Origin of the sequence: Psychrobacter sp. Pi2-52 (assembly GCF_904846705.1) — a bacterium.
Taxonomy (GTDB): Bacteria; Pseudomonadota; Gammaproteobacteria; order Pseudomonadales; family Moraxellaceae; genus Psychrobacter.
Genome location: NZ_CAJHBS010000029.1, coordinates 1 through 20,824 on the forward strand (window position 1 = coordinate 1; position 20,824 = coordinate 20,824).

Annotated in this window: 19 protein-coding genes and 1 tRNA gene; 13 read left to right on the forward strand and 7 right to left on the reverse strand. The window is 43.6% G+C overall.

What is annotated here, in order from left to right:
• From JMY00_RS12465 to JMY00_RS12475, 3 genes are all read left to right on the forward strand, one after another.
• Nucleotides 1-216 (forward strand): integrase core domain-containing protein (locus tag JMY00_RS12465; protein ID WP_201580380.1); only part of this gene is annotated, 216 nt, incomplete at its 5' end.
• 54 nt (nucleotides 217-270) lie between these two features.
• Entirely contained in the window at nucleotides 271-1,260 is a 990-nt protein-coding gene (locus tag JMY00_RS12470; RefSeq protein WP_201580381.1) for a hypothetical protein, read from the forward strand.
• Nucleotides 1,261-1,266: 6 nt separating this feature from the next.
• On the forward strand, nucleotides 1,267-2,634 hold the full coding sequence (locus JMY00_RS12475; protein ID WP_240990748.1) for a sigma 54-interacting transcriptional regulator: 1,368 nt from the start codon (nucleotides 1,267-1,269) through the stop codon (nucleotides 2,632-2,634).
• A 137-nt stretch (nucleotides 2,635-2,771) separates the two neighbouring features.
• Here JMY00_RS12475 and JMY00_RS12480 read toward each other — a convergent pair whose 3' ends face one another.
• Genes JMY00_RS12480 through JMY00_RS12495 form a run of 4 tightly spaced genes read right to left on the reverse strand, consistent with a single transcriptional unit; the run spans nucleotide 2,772 to nucleotide 4,852 of the window.
• Nucleotides 2,772-3,092 carry a hypothetical protein gene (locus JMY00_RS12480; RefSeq protein ID WP_240990749.1) on the reverse strand — a complete coding sequence of 107 codons (321 nt, stop codon included), beginning with the start codon at nucleotides 3,090-3,092 and terminating at the stop codon, nucleotides 2,772-2,774.
• Nucleotides 3,093-3,102: 10 nt separating this feature from the next.
• Nucleotides 3,103-3,396: a hypothetical protein gene (locus JMY00_RS12485; RefSeq protein WP_201580382.1), complete on the reverse strand. Its 294-nt coding sequence runs from the start codon at nucleotides 3,394-3,396 to the stop codon at nucleotides 3,103-3,105.
• Nucleotides 3,393-4,610 carry a site-specific integrase gene (locus tag JMY00_RS12490; protein WP_201580383.1) on the reverse strand — a complete coding sequence of 406 codons (1,218 nt, stop codon included), beginning with the start codon at nucleotides 4,608-4,610 and terminating at the stop codon, nucleotides 3,393-3,395. Before JMY00_RS12490 ends, JMY00_RS12485 begins: the two co-directional genes overlap by 4 nt.
• A gap of 26 nt (nucleotides 4,611-4,636) precedes the next feature.
• Complete coding sequence (locus JMY00_RS12495) at nucleotides 4,637-4,852, reverse strand: hypothetical protein (RefSeq protein ID WP_201580384.1); 216 nt, start codon at nucleotides 4,850-4,852, stop codon at nucleotides 4,637-4,639.
• A gap of 188 nt (nucleotides 4,853-5,040) precedes the next feature.
• Here JMY00_RS12495 and JMY00_RS12500 point away from each other — a divergent pair, with 188 nt between their 5' ends.
• The gene (locus tag JMY00_RS12500) at nucleotides 5,041-5,208 is read left to right on the forward strand and encodes a helix-turn-helix transcriptional regulator (RefSeq protein ID WP_240990752.1); all 168 of its coding nucleotides are present in this window, start codon (nucleotides 5,041-5,043) and stop codon (nucleotides 5,206-5,208) included.
• A 475-nt stretch (nucleotides 5,209-5,683) separates the two neighbouring features.
• Here the strand turns inward: JMY00_RS12500 and JMY00_RS12505 are convergent.
• A tRNA-Gly gene (locus tag JMY00_RS12505) sits at nucleotides 5,684-5,758 on the reverse strand.
• Nucleotides 5,759-6,018: 260 nt separating this feature from the next.
• Here JMY00_RS12505 and JMY00_RS12510 point away from each other — a divergent pair.
• The 3 genes from JMY00_RS12510 (at nucleotide 6,019) to JMY00_RS12520 (ending at nucleotide 10,286) form a co-directional block, all read left to right on the forward strand.
• Entirely contained in the window at nucleotides 6,019-7,689 is a 1,671-nt protein-coding gene (locus JMY00_RS12510; RefSeq protein ID WP_201580385.1) for a thiamine pyrophosphate-binding protein, read from the forward strand.
• Nucleotides 7,690-7,880: 191 nt separating this feature from the next.
• The gene (locus JMY00_RS12515) at nucleotides 7,881-8,216 is read left to right on the forward strand and encodes a GlpM family protein (RefSeq protein ID WP_240990750.1); all 336 of its coding nucleotides are present in this window, start codon (nucleotides 7,881-7,883) and stop codon (nucleotides 8,214-8,216) included.
• Between the two features lie 279 nt (nucleotides 8,217-8,495).
• Nucleotides 8,496-10,286, forward strand: a complete 1,791-nt coding sequence (locus JMY00_RS12520; protein WP_201580386.1) for a potassium/proton antiporter — start codon at nucleotides 8,496-8,498, stop codon at nucleotides 10,284-10,286.
• 16 nt (nucleotides 10,287-10,302) lie between these two features.
• Here the strand turns inward: JMY00_RS12520 and JMY00_RS12525 are convergent, their stop codons facing one another.
• Complete coding sequence (locus tag JMY00_RS12525) at nucleotides 10,303-11,205, reverse strand: LysR family transcriptional regulator (protein WP_227511139.1); 903 nt, start codon at nucleotides 11,203-11,205, stop codon at nucleotides 10,303-10,305.
• A gap of 212 nt (nucleotides 11,206-11,417) precedes the next feature.
• Between JMY00_RS12525 and speB the strand changes: the two genes are divergently transcribed.
• From speB to JMY00_RS12555, 6 genes are all read left to right on the forward strand, one after another.
• Nucleotides 11,418-12,386 carry an agmatinase gene (speB, locus tag JMY00_RS12530; RefSeq protein ID WP_201580387.1) on the forward strand — a complete coding sequence of 323 codons (969 nt, stop codon included), beginning with the start codon at nucleotides 11,418-11,420 and terminating at the stop codon, nucleotides 12,384-12,386.
• 149 nt (nucleotides 12,387-12,535) lie between these two features.
• On the forward strand, nucleotides 12,536-14,257 hold the full coding sequence (locus JMY00_RS12535; protein ID WP_201580388.1) for a 5-guanidino-2-oxopentanoate decarboxylase: 1,722 nt from the start codon (nucleotides 12,536-12,538) through the stop codon (nucleotides 14,255-14,257).
• A 105-nt stretch (nucleotides 14,258-14,362) separates the two neighbouring features.
• Nucleotides 14,363-16,201 carry a D-lactate dehydrogenase gene (gene dld, locus JMY00_RS12540; protein WP_201580389.1) on the forward strand — a complete coding sequence of 613 codons (1,839 nt, stop codon included), beginning with the start codon at nucleotides 14,363-14,365 and terminating at the stop codon, nucleotides 16,199-16,201.
• Nucleotides 16,182-17,588, forward strand: coding sequence for a YjiH family protein (locus tag JMY00_RS12545; RefSeq protein WP_201580390.1), 1,407 nt, complete (start codon nucleotides 16,182-16,184; stop codon nucleotides 17,586-17,588). The genes dld and JMY00_RS12545 overlap by 20 nt, the downstream gene beginning before the upstream one ends.
• 155 nt (nucleotides 17,589-17,743) lie before the next feature.
• Entirely contained in the window at nucleotides 17,744-19,282 is a 1,539-nt protein-coding gene (locus JMY00_RS12550) for an aldehyde dehydrogenase family protein (RefSeq protein WP_240990751.1), read from the forward strand.
• Nucleotides 19,283-19,518: 236 nt separating this feature from the next.
• Nucleotides 19,519-20,130, forward strand: a complete 612-nt coding sequence (locus JMY00_RS12555; protein ID WP_201580391.1) for a TetR/AcrR family transcriptional regulator — start codon at nucleotides 19,519-19,521, stop codon at nucleotides 20,128-20,130.
• Nucleotides 20,131-20,173: 43 nt separating this feature from the next.
• On the opposite strand, the gene JMY00_RS12560 is transcribed toward JMY00_RS12555, so the two are convergent.
• Nucleotides 20,174-20,800, reverse strand: coding sequence for a CDP-alcohol phosphatidyltransferase family protein (locus JMY00_RS12560; RefSeq protein WP_201580392.1), 627 nt, complete (start codon nucleotides 20,798-20,800; stop codon nucleotides 20,174-20,176).
• Nucleotides 20,801-20,824: the final 24 nt, after the last annotated feature.

Genomic DNA, 20,824 nt, shown 5'->3' on the forward strand with positions numbered 1-20,824 from the left:
GCACTGGCTGAAACGGTCAATGGACTCTATAAATCTGAAGTAATTGACTATTTAAAGCAGAACTGGACTGGTGTGAATGATGTTGAACTGGCTACTTTAGAGTGGGTCGATTGGTTCAACAAAACACGTTTGCACAGCACGATTGGTTATGTGTCGCCTTTTGAGTTTGAAAAGCGGTATTATGACAATTTAACCCTGTCAGGCATGGCTGCCTGACTCAAGTAAAACACTCTCCGATATACTCGGGGCGGTTCACTCATTGCTTTTCAGATGATGCTTGGCTTATTCGCCATATTTTTAGGCGCATCGGGTGCAGCTAAGCGAGTCGTTCATCTTATTCCTAGTGCGATTAAAGCAGGCGTCATTATGGGTGCTGGACTAGCTGCAATATCTGTAGTTTTTCAAGCAGGTGGAAGGTTTGAGACTTATCCATTTACTATCACCATCGCTGTTGGGATCGCATTTTACTTAATCTTTTCGCAGCATTTTGCTAAGTTAAGAAAATATCATTGGAGCTTCCGTTTTATTGGTAACCTTGGTGTATTTCCTATCATTGTACTGGCAATTATTCTTGCGCCGATGTTCTCAGAAGCACCTTGGCCAGATATCCAGTGGGGTATCACAAAGCCAGACTTTGTGACAATGTTTACCGAATATACTGTATTTGGTGTAGGTCTCCCTCCAATGACGATGTATTTAACAGCTATTCCAACAGTCCTGGCTGCTTACATCGTATTATTTGGTGATGTATTACAAAGCAAATCCATATTAGAAGAAGCTGATGAAGTACGCCAAGATGAAAAAATTGACTACGATCCGAATCGAGCACATCTAATTTTTGGCGCTCGAAATCTGGGAATGAGTATTATGGGACCAGATGTGGCAATGTGTGGTCCTTTATGGGCGGCAATGCATGTTGTGATTGTTGAGCGATACAAGCAGGGAAGACAGGCAATGGACTCAATATTTGGAGGTGCTGGTTCTTTCCGCTGGGGTACTAATACTGGGTTGTTATTATTGCCTGTAGTCAGTTTAGTACAACCAATACTAGGAATAGCATTAGCTTTAACATTATTAATTCAAGGCTATGTCAGTGTCCGAATTGGTATTCAAGAAGCGCGTTGCGATAGTGATCTAGGTATTGCTGGTGTTATTGCTGGAATACTAGTTATAAAAGGTGCCACGTGGGCATTCGCTGCTGGAGTGTTATTATGCTTCTTAATATATGGTTGGCGTTTGCGTGAAAAAATAAAGGAGTAGAACTGAGTGTTCCTTGATGAAAATCTACAGAGGGTTATAGATGCGCTAAGTGATGGTGTCTATATCACTGATGGTAATGGTATAACAATTACTATGAACAAAGCTTATGAGCAAATGACAGGGCTACCTAAGCGGCGTTTGATCGGTTTGCATATGTCTGAAGTCGTCAAGGCTGGTTTTATTTCGCGTTCCGTTTCACTCGAAGTATTGAAAGAACTGCGTGCTATTACTATCATTCAAACAATAGGTAGTAATCATAAAATATTTGTTTCTGGTACTCCGATGTTCGATGCAAAAGGTCGGATAGAGTACGTTGTCACTACGGCAAGGGACATAACAGAGCTTTTAAAAGCAAAGCATGCAGAAGAACAGCTTGAGCAACTATTAAAACTAAGAGAGAATTACGGAACGTCAGTCGAAGGGGATACAGCGCAAGAAAAATTTATTATTAGTCGTAATACGAAAGCTTGTTACGATTTGGCAAAAAAAGTTGCTGCGACTAGTGCCAAAATACTTATTCAAGGTGAAACTGGTACTGGCAAAACGTTATTAGCAAATACCATTCATCAATACAGTAAGGTTTATGATGGGCCGTTTATTGAGCTAAGTTGCGCGGCTATGCCAGAAGCCCTACTTGAAGCTGAGCTTTTTGGATATATGCCGGGAGCTTTTACTGGAGCCTTGATAAAAGGAAAGATTGGACTGCTTGAAGCCGCCAATAACGGCACTTTATTCTTGGATGAAATTGGTGATTTACCGCTCAGTTTGCAAGCAAAGCTACTTAAAGTTATTGCTGAAAATCGATTCATTCCTGTCGGTGGCACTGAGTTTAAAACAACAAACTTCCGCTTAATTTCTGCTACGCATTATGATTTAAAAAAACTGGTAGAAGCAAAATTATTTAGAGAAGATTTGCTTTATCGATTAAGTGTCGTTCCTATATATCTACCACCGTTACGAGAAAGAAGCGATGAAGTTCGTCCATTACTAGAATATTACATTCAATACTTCAATGAAAAATATGAACTAGATTGTCATTGGCACGAAGATGTTCTTTCACAATTAAGCAGCTATGACTGGCCCGGTAATATTCGTGAGTTGATTAATTTAACGGAAAGGTTAGTAGTTACAGCTGACAAATCATTGATCACCGCTGCACAGTTACCTGTTGAATACAGTTCAAAAATATCTTCGAAATATGATAAGTCTTCCTTGAAAGCGCAGGTAGAGGCGCTAGAACAACAATTAATCAATGAAGCTATAGAAGAGTATGGCACCACAAGAGCTGCTGCTAATGCTCTTAGTATTGATCAATCCACCTTAGTTAAAAAACAAAAACGTTGGCGCATTAATGAAAGTAAGAGTATATCTTAATGTATTTCTAACAAAGCTAGGGCTTGTTATCAATTAGCGGAGATATTTTAGAACTAAATTTAGACTGTGTATAAGAGATACTAGATACAAGAAAGGCCAGACAACTTATGCTGTCTGGCCTTTTTGATGGTTAACATTTATTTGTTTTCTTTATCTGTCCGCCATAAAGCATGCTCACATATTGCGCATAACCAACTGTCTTTTGCTCGCATATAAGGGATATCAGCAGGTACTTCAATTGGACAAGCATAGCCGCAGTACTCACATACCACATCGTCCAAGCAGGCATAACACTGAGCGACTGTCTCAAAGAATACTTGAGGGCTGACCTCATACTTCTCACAAAGCGTCTTCACATGTTTAATAAAGCCGCTCTGATTATCATATGCCCAGTAATCCTCACATATCTTGATATCGTATAGGCTCTGCATCATATTCGACTGAATCTTTACACTCATCACATTCTCCTTAGTAGCCGCCATAGCCAGACTGCGGTAATAGCTCATAAAGCTCGCTCTGAAGCTGACAACGCATATCCTCAACCACATAGCCAAGATTTGCATCCAAGCGCTTCTGCACCCATACCCGCATCGCCATATCGTTATTAAAGCACCGCTTCACTCCTAAGAAGCGAGCTAAGTTATGACCCGATGAAACGTACAACTCACGCATCAATGCATTAGCGATAACATTCGCGTCTTCACTGATCGCACCGTCAGGTTTAAACTCACCAAACAGATCTTTATAATTAATGATTTTCATCGTGACGTCTCCTTGTCAGTCTCAGAGCTATTTGATGTGCTAGTTAGCTTTTCCTTGCTCGCAAGTAGCAAGTTATCCATCGCTGAGCCATCTTGACGGGTGATATCAGGCACATAACGGCTATACACCCGAAACAGCATCTCCGTACTACTGTGACCCATTTGCCGTGCTATCCATTCAGGATTCTCACCAGCAGCGAGCCAAAGCGTCGCTGCTGTATGCCGAGTCTGATAAGCACGCCTATGTTTGAGACCGAGTAGGGCAAGGGTGGGTTTCCATACCCGTCTATTCACATTACGATACTCCATCGGGTTGCCTTGTGAGTTGCAGAATACGAACTCTGATTTACCGTAGGTGCGTGCCTTCTGCTCTAGTAGGGCATCGTAGACCAATTGTGATATCGCAATATCGCGTTGTGAGCCTAATGTCTTAGTCGGACCCATCTCACCATTGACTAATGCCTCTCTTATACTAATCTCACGGCGATCAAAGTTAATGCAGTCCCATTTCAGCCCGTCTATTTCACTGGTACGCATCCCGGTAAAAAAGCGGATAGTATAGTAGGGTCTATAATCAGCACGGACATGCTTTAAAATCAGCCATACCTCAGAAAGTGTAAAAGGATTCACATCCGGACGAGCTTGTTTAAGATTCTTAATATTTTTATAAGGCATCTCAAACTCATGGCGATCTGACGCTTCTTCTAGTATCATACGAAGAAGTATCATGATCTGGTTGATCCGTGCTACTGACAGACTTGACTGACCATCTTTACCGTAACGAACTTTGGCGAGGGAGCTACGGAAGGTCAGCAGGTCTGATTTTTTTATGGCATGTACCGCTTTGCTACCAAACGCAGGTAATAAGTACTTATTTAGAATAATCTTTGTCTTTTGCCGATAGCTCGGCCGCCATTCAATTTTCTTTTCCTCGTAAAAAATCTCTGCAAACTGCCCAAAGGTTGGATTACGACTGATACAAGCTTCTGCTCTATCAGCCAATGCCGTCATCTCCTGTGCTCGTTCACTCTTGGGAAAGTAAGCGGCATAGTCGAAAATACCTAGAGTGATTTCTGCTTCCATTTTTTCGATAATTTTAGCCAGCTTCTTTCGATTAGCTGGAGTGTCTGTGAGATTGGTTGTCTCACGGCAACGCATATTCATATATCGAAAATCTACGAATAGCTTGCCACGTCTCGATCTTATTGACGCCATTATTTGACTCCTTGTTTAAATAAAATTTACTTTAAAGCCATACCGTTGATGGCACTCATCACCGGCTTGCACATATCCTCTTCAATACGCTCCCAAACGTACAAAATCTTGCGACCGCCAAAAGGACGAATGTAATGGATATTTTCAATCAAAACAGTGTCCTTAAGTTGGTTACGGATAGTACGTGCATCGTATTTGATACGATCGGCTAATTCTTGAGTAGTGAGATAAGTCTGTGACATAATAGTTCTCCAGTCAGTATTAAATAGTTTTTAATAAACACTTTGTTGTTGCCAACGAGTACTATATTATCAGAAAAGTAGTCATTGGCAAGTACTTTTTACTTACCAATAAGGAATTTATTGTGATTTCATGTAACTTACCTGTTCTTTTGGCAGAAAGAAGGTTGCGTGTGGCAGATTTAGTGAGAATGACAGATATCAGTAAATCGACGCTGCATAGGATCTATAACGATGATACGACTAGAATTGAGTTCGATACTTTGAGCAAGCTATGTAATGTATTAGAAGTAACGCCAGGGGATATTTTGAAATACGTTCCAGATGAACTTGGTGAGGACGACTCTTTAGAAGAGTAAATTAACTATCGCTATAGTTGATAGGAAATTTCTAGCTAAAGGTCTACTTAGAGCCAAAAAATACTTACGAAGCTTAATAAATTTTTTATTGTTAGGTTGTAGTCATGGCTTTTTAAGTGAAGACCAATAGTAAATACTATAAATTTGAAACGCATTTCCAAAAACTAGGCATCTGAAAAACACGTTTTTTCCTGAATTGAGGTTGGGTTCAAAAGTCAGCATAGTGCCAAATTTACTAGGTTAGGTATCATGATGATTTTTGAACCAAAAATAGCTAGGTTGTGGTCAGATACGCATACGCAGTTTTAGGGCAGGGCACGGTTTGGGCACCAAATGGGCACCGCACCGAAAATGGGCTTTTTGATTGAGTAGCTAGACTTAACTGAATTAGAAAATATATTTCGAAATATCTTATACAGGCCTTGAAAATTAGACAAAAAAAAGCCTCACTGTTAAGTGAGGCTTTTTAAGTATTTGGAGCGGGAAAAGAGATTCGAACTCTCGACCCCAACCTTGGCAAGGTTATGCTCTACCACTGAGCTATTCCCGCTAATTATCAATTAACTATCGTCAGTTGATGAAGGCGTATTATACGCAGTTTTTTTTAGGTGTCAACATCTATGACGAAAAAAATTAAAGTTATTAAAATAGGCGTGTCTTCTGGCCATAGATATATGTTATAACGGTTTATTATAATATGTATTCCAAAAGCTTTGTAGTACATAAATAAGCTGGGACGCACTTTATAATTTAACCTCAATCACATTCACAATTATCAATACTTACAAAGATAAGTCATAAGGATAAAAAATGAGTCAACAATATACCATCGCTGATTATTTGTTTGATCGTGTCGCAGAAGCGGGTGCATCTGAGATATTTGGCGTACCTGGTGATTTTAACTTAACTTTTTTGGATAACGTTCTCGCCTCTGATAAATTGCGCTGGGTAGGTAACACCAATGAGCTAAATGCTGGCTATGCTGCCGATGGCTATGCACGCGAGCGTGGGTTTGCCGCTATGGTGACGACCTTTGGTGTAGGCGAACTATCAGCGATTAACGCAACTGCAGGTTCTTTTGCTGAGTACGCGCCGGTATTGCATATCGTAGGTGCGCCAAGCACAGCGCTACAAGACTCAAAGCGCCGTATTCATCATTCGCTTGGCGATGGCGTATTCAATCATTTTATTAAGATGGTTGAGCCTGTGACGGTAGCCCGTGCGCAGCTTACTCCTGAAAATGCTGCTTCAGAAATCGATAGAGTGATTCGCTTAATTCTCAAAAAGCATCGTCCAGGTTACCTATTGCTATCACCAGACGTTGCGCGCCAGCCTATCTATCCACCAACGACCAAGTTGATAGATAGCCAAGAAGATATTACTAGCCAAGCGGCATTATCAGATTTTAAGCAAGCACTAACCGAGTTTTTGCCAAACAAGACCACGACGCTAATGGCAGATTTGATGGTGCATCGTTTGGGCTTACAGTCGCAGCTCAAAGCACTGATCGCTCATACTGATATTCCTTATACCACGCTATCTTGGGGCAAGACGCTGCTTGATGAAAATAGTGATCGTTGGGCAGGAACTTATGCGGGTGTTGCCTCACGTCCAATTGTGAAAGATGCGGTAGAAAACTGCGAATGCCTCATCAAAGTAGGGGTGCAATATACTGACACTACTACCGCAGGGTTTAGCCAAGATATCAATGAAGATGTGGTCGTAGACTTGCATTATGAGCGTGCTTCTATCAGCGGTAAGAACTTTGCACCGATTGCGCTAAAAGATGCGTTGCAAGCCCTGCATGAAGTAATGACCTCTGGCATTAACATCGTGCCAAAACCTTTCTGTGAAGAAGTTAAGCCGCACGAACAAAAAGGCAAAGACAGTGAGGCTATCCGCCAAGATGATTTATGGCATATTATCGCTGACCGCTTAGATCACAATAATTTGGTGTTTTCTGAACAAGGGACAGCCTATTTTGGTATCAGTGATGTGCGTCTGCCAGAAGGGGTGACGTCATATGGGCAGCCGATGTGGGGCTCAATTGGCTACACGTTACCTGCCAGCTTGGGCGCGGCAATCGCATCGCCAGATAAACGCAGTGTGTTATTAATTGGTGACGGTTCAGCATTGCTAACGATCCAAGAGCTAGCGGTCATGATTCAAGAACGCATCAATCCTGTGATCGTCTTAATCAACAATGATGGCTATACGGTAGAGCGCGCGATTCATGGTGAAAACCAATACTATAATGATATTCCTAAATGCGATTGGCAAATCATGCCGCGAGCGTTTGGCGCGACAGAAGCGAATAGCCTGTTACTCAAAGCAGAGTCAGCAGGCGAGCTAAAATCTGCTCTCGACAAAGCTGCTGCGACTACCGATAAGCTTGTAATGATCGAGGTAGTTGCAGACAAGCATGATATTCCGCCATTGCTAGCAGACATCAGCGCGGCACTAAAGCCAAAAAAGGATTAAGCAATTCGTAGAAGCTTACTTAATAGAAGTAAATAGCCCCATTTAGCAACTTAGCTAGATGGGGTTTTTTGCATTTTTTTATCATACGGATTAATTAATCAGCGATTGCTCTTATGTCAGTTTGCAGACTTTAGTATCATGGCGGATTGGGCTACGTTCAGCCTTGATAGTCAACAGGAGACAGACCCGTCGTGATTTGGTTAAAAATGCTTATCGGCGCATTGATGGTACTGGCGATTCAAATGTTCGCCCAAACTCGATTTTTCTATTTGGCGGCACTTGCGCCGCTATTCCCCACTTTTACGTTAATCAGTCACTTTATCGTCGGTACTGAGCGCAGTCCCGCTGATTTAAAGGTCGCGCTGATATTCAGTATGCTTGGCGTCATACCGCATTTGATTTATACATTTGTGGTGTTTTTTAGCATCAGTTATATGAGCTTATACAAGGCATTGCTATTAGGTGTGGCCGCTTGGACGGTTGCGGCGGCTATTCTAGTACTGACATGGCAATACATTCAAGGTTAAGTAATATTAAGACGTAAACTCTTTTAGCACAGCAATGGCATTTTATAGGCTTCACCTTAATATCTGAGCGTTTTTTATTGAAGTCTTTTTTATTGATTTAGTATTGGCTGCTAGTTCTGATGGTGATGCTAATATCATTACAAATAATTGTCATTCATATTTTGAATAATGGCCGCTTATGATAGGCTCACTGGTGTAATATCTACTAACAGCAAGATAACGAAAACCCCATCGCAATCAATTACTATTCTTAATAATAAAAAATAGGGCTCAAAAAAAATGGATACCTTAAATATCCTGTATCTCGTAGGCGCAGTACTAATTTTCGCCAGTATCATGGCGAGTACATTGTCGGCGCGCTTAGGCGTACCATTGTTGTTGCTGTTTTTGATAGTGGGTATGTTGGCAGGCGAGCAGGGTATCTTGGGTATTGAGTTCTCTCAATATGCGCTAGCCAATTTCGTTGGGCAGGCCGCCTTAGCCTGTATCTTGCTAGATGGTGGTTTACGTACGTCCTTTAAATCGTTCCGAGTGGGTCTAAAACCTGCGATTACGCTGGCCACGTGGGGCGTGTTGGTCACGGTCATGGTGTTAGGGGTATTTGTCACTTGGCTACTTGATGTCGATTGGCGCTTTGGTTTGCTGATGGCTGCGATTGTCGGCTCTACCGATGCCGCTGCCGTATTTTCTCTATTACGTAATGGCGGTGTCAAGCTTAACGACCGTGTACAAGCCACGCTTGAACTTGAGTCTGGTGCCAACGATCCTTTGGCTATTTTATTAGTCACTGGTTTGATTGCCTTGAATGTTGATCCTGATGGTCAGACAGTATTTGGATTTTTAGTTTTATTGCTACAGCAGCTGAGCTTTGGGCTAGGGATGGGCTTGTTATTCGGTTATTTCTTATCCCGATTATTGCCCAAGGTACATTTAGCAGAAGGCATGTACGCTATTTTGATTCTCTCTGCTGGCTTGGCTGTGTTCGCCGCGACCAATCTCATTGGCGGCAGTGGATTTTTGGCGGTATACCTCACTGGTGTGTTAATCGGCAACCACAAGGTGCGCTCGACAGAGCATGTCATGCGAGTGATGGACAGCTTTGCTTGGCTGTCGCAGGCCGTGCTGTTTGTGGTATTGGGACTATTGGTCACTCCGTCAAACGTCCTCAATGTCTGGCATTATTCGGTTGCAATCGCGCTCTTTATGATCTTTGTCGCGCGTCCTATTGCCATCTATACCAGCGTAAAACCTTTCAAATTTAAAGACAGAGAGATTGGGTTTATCTCTTGGGTTGGTTTGCGCGGTGCAGTGCCTATTACCTTGGCAATTTTACCCGTCATGGCTGGGATAGATAACGCCTTTATGCTGTTTGATATTGCCTTTGGCGTCGTGGTTCTGTCGTTGATTTTGCAAGGCACAACCATCCCGACGATGGCCAATCTGTTTAAGGTACGTATTCCAACCAATAAAGACCCCAAAGAAGAGCATGAGGTCTGGGTGTCGGATAAGGCCAGTATCACGCTGTATGAGTTTGAGGCAAAGTCGGGCGCATTTGCCATTGGGCGTCATCCTATGGGTATCTCCAAAGGTATCAATCCAGATGAAATCAGTGTCTTTGCGCTAGTCCGTAATCAGCAAATCGTAGTAGTCGATGACAATACAAAGCTAAAATTCGGCGACAGTGTCTGGTATGCGATGAGAGGTAATCACGCGAGCAAAATCGCCAAGATTTTCAATGACACGACACTAGATCGCAAAGCTATCGATGATTTCTATGGCGATTGGTTGCTATCACCGAGTGTTAAGCTTGGTGATTTACCGTTTTTTACAGGAATTATGGCGTCTGAGACATTGGTAAAAACACTTAAAACGTCCGATGAAGACAGCGCAAAAAACATGTGGGAGCAGACGGTGGCCGAGTACGTGAAATCACACTTAGGTACTGCGCCAGTGTCAGGCGATACTGTTGTGATAAGCGATGAATGGTCATTGGTTATTAAGGAAGTCGATGACAAAGGAAAGCTAAGAACCATCGGTCTAAAGTACCAACAACCGTCTGTAGTAGTGTAATAAATCTAGTGGTATCTTATAACAAGTTCATCATCTTATTCAAAAAGTCAGCCGCTTGTTTAGGCTGATTTTCTCTATATGCCCAATGGTGCTCGACATCATAGCTTGCCTCATCAGGCAGCAGTATTTTCATCAGTCCCATACCCTCATAACGCTTCGCTAAATCACGCGGCAAGTAGCCAACATGGTGGCCTGCAAGGATAAGCTGCGCTGTCGCCTCCATATGATAAGTAGTCGCGCTTAGTGTCTTGGGGCGAATATGATTGATATGATGCTCTACCACATAGCCTCTTTTTATCCACGGATAGTTCTGTTCTAAATCCTCAAAAGTTAATCCTTCTGAGTTGTAAAACAGCCTATGCTCGCGTCCACAGCAGACTACTTGTTTTTCAACAAATGCTGGCTTAAAGGTCAGTAAAGGTGGAAAGCTGCCAAAATAACCCACACCAATGTCACTCTCGTTACTTAAGAGCTTTTCTAACATGCTTTCAGGGCTTTGTACGTCGATAGAAAAGTGTATTAACGGGTTATTACGGTAGCTATTGGCTAGACGTTGTCTAAGTGCATCATAAAAAAACTTGGGCATCTGATCAATCAAGCAAAGCCTGATGTGCCCGCCGTGAACTGAGTCTAATTGCTTAATATAGTGCAGCTGATGTTGAAAGCTGGCGACTGATTCGGTAAAGCCCAAACATGCCTCGTAAACAGCGGCACCGTCCTCTGTCAGCTTAAATCCTGCTCGACCACGATGGCACAGCGTCATGCCTAAGCGATCTTCTAAGTGGGTTAAGTGTCCACTGATCACAGAAGTAGTGACATTCAAGCGTGACTGAGCGGCCGTCACGCCTTGGCACTCTACGATAGCCATAAAGCTACGTAGTGTTTTGATGTCTATCTTTATCAGTTCATCCAATATCAAAAGCGGCTCCTAATTTATCAAATCAATATCATCTTTTGTTAATCGATACTACCTTTCATAAACTTCTGATAGTGACCTATAAGCGCACTTTACTACGAAAAAATAGAAGTTTACTTCTAAATTTTACCATGGTTCCTTCTCTTATATTTATGTATTGTCAATGGCATGTAGCAAATTGTGTACTCAAACCAAATAGAACAAGGAAGTAACTTATGACATTCAATCAACCATTAAGCGGCAATGATATGCCAAGATTTGGCGGTTTCGCTTCTATGATGCGTCTGCCAACTCAAGCCGATGCTGAAGGGTTAGATGTGGCGTTCGTTGGCGTACCTTTGGATATTGGTGCATCCAACCGTAGCGGTGCAAGATTGGGTCCTAGACAGATTCGTGATGAGTCAAGAATGATTCGTCCCTATAATGTGGCCACTCGCGCTGCGCCTTTTGAATCATTACAAGTCGCTGACATCGGCGATGTGCCTATCAATACATTCAACCTGCTAAAAAGCGTTGATATCATCGAAAAATTCTATACCGATAAAATCGTCAAACACGGCGCGATTCCTCTAACACTAGGCGGCGATCATACTATCGCGTTGCCTATCCTACGTGCACTTGCCAAAAAACATGGTCCTGTCGGTATGGTGCATATCGATGCTCATGCTGATATCAATGATGATATGTTTGGCGAAAAAATCGCTCATGGTACGCCGTTCCGCCGCGCTGTTGAAGAAAACCTTATCGATGGTAATCGTGTGGTGCAGATTGGTCTACGTGGTACAGGCTATAGCGCAGAAGAGTTTGACTGGTCAACTGAACAGGGATTCCGCGTGGTACCTGCTGAGGAGTGCTGGTACAAATCGCTAACACCGCTCATGGCTGAAGTACGTGAAAAGCTAGGTAAAGGTCCTGTCTACTTGAGCTTCGATATCGACGGTATTGATCCTGCCTTTGCCCCAGGTACGGGTACTGCTGAAATCGGTGGTCTGACCTCTACTCAAGGTATCGAAATCATACGCGGTATGCGCGGCCTAGATGTGGTAGGTGGGGACTTAGTTGAAGTATCACCACCGTATGATCCATTTGGTAATACCTCGGTATTGGCGGCGAACTTATTGTTCGAGATGCTATGCATCCTGCCGGGCGTACGCTATGACGACAAGGTTAAAGCGGTTTACTAATTGACATCATTTATTACCTCTATAATGAGCAACCTTTGCAGCCAGTAATTAATGACTAATAATCGGCATGAAAGAAAAAATACAAAGGTTGTTTCGAGGTATTGATAATTATCTGAATATTCAGCGAAATTTTTTAGGATGACTGACCCATGACCCAATTGACGCAAACGCCTTCTTCTTTGTCTGACACATCATCATTGACCTGCGGTGAGCTATTGGTGCAGTGGCTAGATTATTATGGTGTAGAGACCGTTTTTGGTATCCCTGGTGTACACACGGTAGAGCTGTATCGCGGTCTGCCAAATACCAATATTCGTCATGTGACACCGCGTCATGAACAAGGCGCTGGGTTTATGGCGGATGGCTACTACCGCGCCTCTGGCAAAATCGGTGTGTGCTTTATCATCACAGGCCCTGGCATGACCAATATTATGACGGCGATGGCGCAAGCATTGGCAGATTCAATACCGATGTTGGTGATATCTAGCGTGAATAAGGTCAAAGACACTGGCAGCGGCGAAGGGCATTTACATGAGCTGCATGATCAGCAGGGCATGGTCAGCAAAGTGGCACTCACTAGTAAAACTATCTGGCAGCCTGAATCGCTACCAAAAGTCATCGCAGAAGCTTTTGCTTTATTTAATGGTGCACGTCCCGGACCAGTTCATATTCAATTGCCAATTGATGTCATCACCGCTGATGCCAGTCATGTCGCTAGACCGCCTAATTTAAATGCTGTAGCAAATAGCCAAGCTGGTACAAACAGCTTGAGCCTACCACAGGTCACAAGACCACTGCCGAATCCTACGCAATTAGACCTAATCATACAGTCATTACAAACCGCTAAAAACCCTGTAATACTTTATGGCGGCGGCTGTGTCGATGTCGGCCACGATGCACAACGATTGGCAGAACTGATAGATGCACCAACATTTTTGACAATTAATGCCAAAGGTCTACTACCACCTGGTCATCCATTAAGTTTGGGTAGTAATCAGTCATTAGACGCAGGCCGAGCCGTAATTACCGAGGCCGACTGGGTGTTAGCGATTGGTACTGAGCTTGGTGAGACTGACTATGATGTGTTCTTTAATGGTGAGTTCAAAATCAACGGTACGCTAGTACGTATCGACTGTGATGCCCAGCAATTGCAGCGTCCATTTAGAGCAGATATCGCGGTACTATCCGATGCGCAGATGGCGATTAGTGGTTTATGTAGTCGCTTAGAAGGCCAGACATTCGATCATCAAGCACTGTCACGTGTAAATGAAGCAAAACAAGCCATCTTAAAGGATGTAACGACAGACTTTGCGGGTCAAAATGCATTACTAAAGCTGATTAGAGATGAAGTAGAAGACGTCATTTTCGTTGGTGATTCAACGCAGCCTGTCTACAGTGGCAACCTTGGTCTTGAAGCCTTGGCGACGCGTAAATGGTTTAATTCTTCAACAGGTTTTGGCACATTAGGCTATGGTTTACCTGCTGCTATCGGGGCCATGGTTGGCTCAAATCTACCTGTCGTCAGTCTAATGGGTGATGGTGGCATTCAATTTACGATTGCCGAGCTTATCTGCGCCGCCGAGCTTGAACTACCATTGATCGTTTTGCTATGGAACAACCAAGGCTACGGAGAGATTCGTCGTTACATGGAAGAGGGTGGTTTACCACTGATTGGCGTCAACATCAAAACGCCAAACTTTGAGCCATTAGCAGCAGGGTTTGGCGCTGGCTATCGCAGAATCACCGATAAGCAGCAATTGCTAGATGCATTAAAGAAAGACACGAAGGGTAAACAGCCAATCATTTATGAGATTGATGAAGCGGATGATTTTCTAAAGGAAATGGCCAAGACAGTAACTTATTTTAGTTAATAGTAATACCGGCGCTAATGCCACGGATAATCACGAGACTGATAGTCACAGTTCTAAAAAACGACAAAAAAATGACAAACGCTGGTTACGCAAGGAAGCACCTTCATGACGCCCAACGCTAGAGAAATGTCAGAAAGTAGACATGAGCAAATACCGCGTTTGTTGATGGAGCTTGCTGCTGTCGTTGGTACGACCAATGTATTGACAAAACCTAGCCAACAGCAATCTTATGTGCAAGGTACGATTGAGGCTGTCACAGACGCGACCATCGCAGTTGTGATACCGCACTCTCTTGTGGCACTATGGCGCGTCATTAATATCTGTGCCGCTTTTGATGTGATTATCATTGCTCAAGCGGCCAATACAGGCCTAACAGGTGGCTCAACTCCGAATGGAGATTATGACAGGCCATTAGTCGTAATCTCTATGCAGTTATTGGGCGGTGTGCATTTACTTAATGATGCAGTAGAGCTGGTTGCTTTGCCAGCCGCTACTTTGCAGCAATTAGAGTCTACCCTTGCGCCATTAGAGCGTGAGCCACATTCAGTATTGGGCTCTAGTTGTGTTGGCGCTTCAGTGATAGGCGGCATCTGCAATAGCTCGGGCGGGATGTTGGTGCAGCGTGGACCTGCCTACACTGAGATGGCGTTATTTGCCAGACGCAATGCCTCAGGAGCGTTTGAGTTAATCAATCATCTGGGACTGGATTTGGGGTCGCAGCCAGAGGAAATGCTAGAGCACCTACAAACTGGTACATTTAGCGAAGCGTCAGATGGTGCAAGCGATAGTAAAGCCTGCACCAACCATCATTATCAACATAAAGTCCGTGATTGTGAGGCAGAGACACCTGCTCGATTTAACAACGATCCTGACGGCCTGTATGAAGCATCTGGCTCAGCTGGCAAGGTCATTGTATTTGCGGTGAGGGTAGCGACCTTTGCCAAGCCTAAACACGAGCAAACATTTTATATCTCGACCAACGACGCTGATACCTTGAGCACACTTAGAAAACAATGGTTAAAAAGCGAGCTAAACCTGCCTATGTTGGCTGAGTATATGCATAAAGACTATAACGACATCACGATGCATTATGGTCGAGACACTTGTCTGAATATGCGTAAGCTCCCTGCTAGCAAGATAGGGACGCTGTATCGACTACAAGCAAAGATTGGCTACTATCTGGATAAATGGCATCTTCCAAAGACGCTGCCAGATCGGATACTGCAACTAACATCTAGGTTTATGCCACCGTCATTACCACCCACTTTGAGTACGCAAGCGCTCTCATATAAATACCATTTGATTATAAAAGTCGCAGATGGTTTTGATAGCGACTTTGATAATAGCATTAATAAAAATTCCAATAGAGATTCTAATAAAAATGATGGCAACAATATCGCTGCTGCGCAGGATTTTTTGCAAAATCATCTGCAGCAATATCAAGGTGCGCTGCATGTATGCACAGAGCTTGAATCGCAATCGTTATTGGTATTTCGTAGTGCCGCCACCGCTGCCATGTTTCGTTATCATAATTTAAATCAAGATAAATTTGGCGAGCTGCTATCGACCGATATTGCTTTACCTAGAAATGCCGTAGATTGGGACGAGACTTTACCTGAACACTTGCAAAAACAAGTCAGTAAAACGTTTTATTTGGGGCATTTTTTCTGTCATGTCATGCACCAAGACTATTTATTAAAACCTAAGACCAATGCCAAGCAGTTCAAGGATGAACTGCTGGCATTTTATGATAAGCGTCATATTGAGTATCCTGCTGAGCACAATGTGGGGCATGCGTATCCTGCTAAAACTGAGCTACATTATTTTTATAAAAAACTGGATCCAACCAATTCGCTTAACCCAGGTATTGGTCAGACAGAGAAATGGAAAAACTGGCAATCATTGCCCATCAAGGAGAAGTTAAATGACGAGTTATATGGATAAGTCGCAGCAGCCGATTTTAGGGAATAATACGGTTGATCCAGAAACGCCAAAAGCGGGACAGTGGCGTGCAGCAATGTGGAAGTTTTTGTTGTTTTCAGCATTGGGTATTGCGTTATTTATCATACCGTTTGATTGGGATGGTAAAGTCACGATTTTACTGGGTGTATTGACCGATACGCTACAAACCGCCTTAGGTGGTTTGGTGACCTATATCACGATGGCGCTCGTGACGATATCCTTTTTTGGTGCGCTGGCCGTCAAAGCGTTAAAGCCAAATCTGAATGAAGGTTCGCTTGCTAAAAAACTCTTTGATGTTGAGTGGTTTTGGCTTGCTATCCGGTTTTTAGGAATGGCATTTGTCTGGATGATTTTTCTACAGGTCGGTCCTGAGTTTATTATCAACCGTAATACGGGCGGCGTCATTTTCGAAGATTTGATTCCTGTTTTGATTCCATTATTCTTCTTTGCCATTTTATCGCTGCCATTTTTGACTGATTTCGGCTTGATGGAGTTCTTGGGTACTTTAGCCAGTAAAGTATTTATCAAGCTTTTCAAACTGCCTGGTCGTTCAGCTGTCGATGCGATGTCTTCTTGGTTTGGTGCCGCGTCTATTGGCCTGCTAGTCACTATGCAAGAGTATGACAAAAGCTTCTACAGCCAGCGCGAAGCCGCCATTATCGCGACCACATTTTCAGTCACTTCTATCGCCTTTACCTATGTGGTTGCCAAAACCATCGGCGTAGACAATAACTTTGTCTTCTTTTATCTGACCATTGCGCTAACTGGTTTTATCGCTGCGATTATCATGCCACGTATACCGCCATTGTCTCTCAAGCCTGATACGTATCATTCTGGCAAAAGTATGCTAGATGAAGGCATTCCTGCTGAATATACAACGTACCAGTGGGCGGTCAATCGTGCCGTCACTCGCGCGCATTCTATGCCTAGCTTAGGTAAAGTGTTCAAACGCAGCGTACACAATCTGTTTGATATCTATTTGGGATTGATTCCAGTAACGTTCGCTATCGGTACGATTGGTCTTGGTTTAGCAGAGTACACGCCTGTCTTTAATTGGATTGCGACACCGCTTGTACCAGTACTTGAATGGTTGCAGATTCCAGAAGCGGCAAAAGCTGGCCCGGCCATGATTATGGGCTTTGCAGATATGTACTTGCCAGCATTGGTCGGTAAAAGCATTGAAAGTGAGATGACACGATTCATCGTTGGTGCGGCCTCAATTACTCAGATTATCTATATGTCTGAAGTGGGTGCGCTGATTTTGAAGTCAAATATTAAGCTAAATGTGTTAGAGCTATTTTTAATCTTTATCCTTCGTACGCTTATCAGCTTGGTAGTCATCACCTCAGTGGCGCATCTACTGTATTAGTGGCGCGTCTAGTATTCACAAGGCGTCTAGCCTGACGATAATTTGCAAATGGTCGGTTTTTCTGTAGGCAGTTAAACCGACCATTTAGCCAATCACATTACGGACGTTACGCACATAAAGACAATTTGATCAAAAATATAAGGCGATTGACCATTATGGAAATGCTGAACTCTACAGATTTAACCAGAGAAACTGCAATACAAACGGCTCAAAACGAAATTGTACTCAATGCCGCTTATATCAATGGTGACTGGGTTACGATTAAAGCACCTGCGACCGATTCTGGTGATGCAAGCTTTGATAATACAAATAACCATGCGTTGTATGATCCAAATTCAGGCGAGGTGATTGCAACTACGCGCTTATGCACCAGTGCCCATGTAGAGCAGGCAGTTGAAGCGGCTGATGAAGCGTTTGCTGGCTGGTCACAGACTAGTGTAAGTGAGCGTGCCCGCTATCTAAATGCGATTGCAGAGTCTATGGAACAGCAATTCGACAAGTTGGTTGGATTGTCTGTATTAAACAACGGCAAACCAATTGAAGAGGCGAAGATAGACGTAGGGGACGCCATCGCTTGCTATCGTTATTATGCCAATCTCATCACAGATCAGGCAACGTGGTCTAAGGTCTCAACGCTTGAATCGGGTATTCGTTTGTTAAAGACATACTCGCCAGTGGGTGTTTGTGCGCTGATTACCCCTTGGAATTTCCCAATGGTGACGACCTCTTGGAAGCTGGCACCTGCGCTAGCGGCAGGCTGTACGGTGCTATTAAAACCGTCTGAGGTGACACTATTACCGGAGCTTATGCTAGGTAATATCCTATCTGAGATAGGTTTGCCAAAAGGGGTGGTTAATATTTTACCGGGTGCTGCTGAAGTGGGCACTGCTATGACCAGTCATCCGCTGATTGACAAAGTATCGTTTACTGGCAGCAATATAGTAGGCGAAAAGGTGATGGTTCAAGCAGCAAAAGGCATCAAAGACATTAGCCTAGAGCTTGGCGGTAAGTCTGCCATCGTGGTATGCGCAGATGCCGATATTGATTACGCTTGCGATTTAATCATTGGCGGTATATTTACCAATGCAGGTCAGATATGTTCGGCCACGTCGCGTTTGGTTGTACATCAAGATATCGCTAAACAGCTGTTTGACGCATTAAAAGTCAAAACGGAAAGTTTGCAGATTGGTGATGGTTTTGCGACAGAGACGCAAATGGGACCATTGGTTAGCGAGCAACAACTGAATCAAGTTAAAAAATTCTTTGATATTGCGACAGCTGAAAATCTGGATTGCTTAACCGGCGGTGAGTTATTAGAAGCATCTGGCTATTTTGTGATGCCAACTGTCTATACGAATGTGCCAGCGACCAGCCAATTATGGATGGAGGAAGTGTTTGGCCCTGTATTAGTCTGTGCAACCTTTACTGACGACGCAGAGGCTATTCGCCTAGCTAATGATAGCAAGTTTGCTCTAGCAGCTACCATCGTGAGCGCCGATGAGACTGCTGCGCTTGAGATGTCGCTACAAATAAAAGCCGGGCATATCTGGATTAACGAGCAACAAATCGTACTGCCAGAAGCAGGATGGGGCGGATTTAAGCAAAGCGGTATCGGTCGTGAGTTGGGCGGTGATGGTTTGTCCGCTTATCAGAAGAGCAAACACGTATTACTGACCGATCAATTGGATTTTTAACTAGATTATCACTAGCCACTGTAGAGACCATTTACTAGCTATCAGCATGACTGTTGAATTATTGTAGAGTGATTGCTGATAGCTAAGTCGCGCCCTAGCATTACGTTTGTTTACCAGACCGTTTGTTATATTAACTTTACTGTCGCACCCATTCAGGATAAAATTGAGCAATCATTCAAGTTTTATAGCCGTGCCCATTTTTATATGAGGTCACGGCTTTTTAAATGAGGCACATTATGTCACGCACCGCACTTTATAATCGTCAGGATGCTTTGGAGCGTGCGCTACAGCTTTTTTGGCAAAAGGGCTTTCATGCCACTTCTCTAAAAGACATCGAGCAAGCGCTCGATATGCGCCCAGGCAGTATCTATGCCGCTTTTGGTAATAAAGAAGGTCTGTTTCAAGAAGCGCTAGAATACTATGCGCGTCTAGGATTGACCGAGCTTGAGCGGGTATTGAGCCATCATAAAACGCCTTTATTGGGCCTTGCGGCTTATATACGTCAGCTTGGCGCGATTCGTGATAAAGCGTTACCGAGCCGTGCTTGTATGTTGGTCAAAAGCTTACTAGAGCTGGGTGCGCGTGAGCAAACAGCGTTAACCAAGGTGGAAATACTGCTGGCAGGTATGGAGACACGCTTTATAGAATGCTTTAAAGAAGCGCAGAATGTAGGTGAAATGGATAGTCAGCTGGATGCGGTTCGACTTGGCCGTCGCCTACAGGCAGAAGTCATGGGTCTGCGTGCTTTTGCACAGCGTGATGTAGAAAGCTCGACAGTACACGCCCTTGCTGAAGATATGGCTTTATCTATAGAAGCGTTGCGACTCGATAACTCAGTAAACGCTTAGAGGTTCACTGCTGGGTTTTGATACGGCATATATCTCTAGATGCTTACTTGGTAGATTCGAGCTGTTTGAGGGTATGATACCCACCATGTATACGAGTAAAAATAGTAACAGCGCAGGCAGTAGCAAAGATACCAGCAAGTAGCACAAACTGCTGAGGCCAAATACAGAGAGCAATAAACAGAGCAATAGTCTCGGTGCCCTCGGTGAGGCCGTTGAGATAATAAAAGCTTTTATACTTAAACTGAGGCTTGTCTAATTGAAACTTTTCAGCAGAAATCGCAAACGCCAAAAAGCTCGAACCTGTCCCAATAAATGCTGCTAATAACAACGCGCCTGCAATAGCGTTTTGTGCAGGGTTAGCCAAAATGAACCCAAGTGGCACAGCAGCATAAAACAAAAAATCGAGGGTAATATCTAAGTAGCCGCCTGCGCTTGTGCTTTGCTGTGCGTAGCGTGCCATTGCGCCGTCCAGCCCATCAAAGATACGATTCAATATTATCACTGCCAGCGCGCCATACCATAGCTCAAACGCGAGTAGTGGTAATGCTAACATACCAACCAAGAATCCAGCTACCGTAAGCTGATCAGCCGTAATACCGAGCTTATGCAATGTCGCTACTATTGGAGTTAGCAGTGGCTTGATGACGGGCGTAATAAACTTGTCTAACATGCGAGCTGCCTTTTATATTTTGCT

Coding starts and splice junctions, on each gene's coding strand:
- JMY00_RS12555 (WP_201580391.1), top strand. CDS start 19,519: ATGTCACGCACCGCACTTTATAATCGTCAGGATGCTTTGGAGCGTGCG.
- JMY00_RS12520 (WP_201580386.1), top strand. CDS start 8,496: ATGGATACCTTAAATATCCTGTATCTCGTAGGCGCAGTACTAATTTTC.
- dld (WP_201580389.1), top strand. CDS start 14,363: ATGACGCCCAACGCTAGAGAAATGTCAGAAAGTAGACATGAGCAAATA.
- JMY00_RS12545 (WP_201580390.1), top strand. CDS start 16,182: ATGACGAGTTATATGGATAAGTCGCAGCAGCCGATTTTAGGGAATAAT.
- JMY00_RS12560 (WP_201580392.1), bottom strand. CDS start 20,800: ATGTTAGACAAGTTTATTACGCCCGTCATCAAGCCACTGCTAACTCCA.
- JMY00_RS12495 (WP_201580384.1), bottom strand. CDS start 4,852: ATGTCACAGACTTATCTCACTACTCAAGAATTAGCCGATCGTATCAAA.
- JMY00_RS12500 (WP_240990752.1), top strand. CDS start 5,041: ATGACAGATATCAGTAAATCGACGCTGCATAGGATCTATAACGATGAT.
- JMY00_RS12550 (WP_240990751.1), top strand. CDS start 17,744: ATGGAAATGCTGAACTCTACAGATTTAACCAGAGAAACTGCAATACAA.
- JMY00_RS12485 (WP_201580382.1), bottom strand. CDS start 3,396: ATGAAAATCATTAATTATAAAGATCTGTTTGGTGAGTTTAAACCTGAC.
- JMY00_RS12470 (WP_201580381.1), top strand. CDS start 271: ATGATGCTTGGCTTATTCGCCATATTTTTAGGCGCATCGGGTGCAGCT.
- JMY00_RS12490 (WP_201580383.1), bottom strand. CDS start 4,610: ATGGCGTCAATAAGATCGAGACGTGGCAAGCTATTCGTAGATTTTCGA.
- JMY00_RS12480 (WP_240990749.1), bottom strand. CDS start 3,092: ATGAGTGTAAAGATTCAGTCGAATATGATGCAGAGCCTATACGATATC.
- speB (WP_201580387.1), top strand. CDS start 11,418: ATGACATTCAATCAACCATTAAGCGGCAATGATATGCCAAGATTTGGC.
- JMY00_RS12535 (WP_201580388.1), top strand. CDS start 12,536: ATGACCCAATTGACGCAAACGCCTTCTTCTTTGTCTGACACATCATCA.
- JMY00_RS12510 (WP_201580385.1), top strand. CDS start 6,019: ATGAGTCAACAATATACCATCGCTGATTATTTGTTTGATCGTGTCGCA.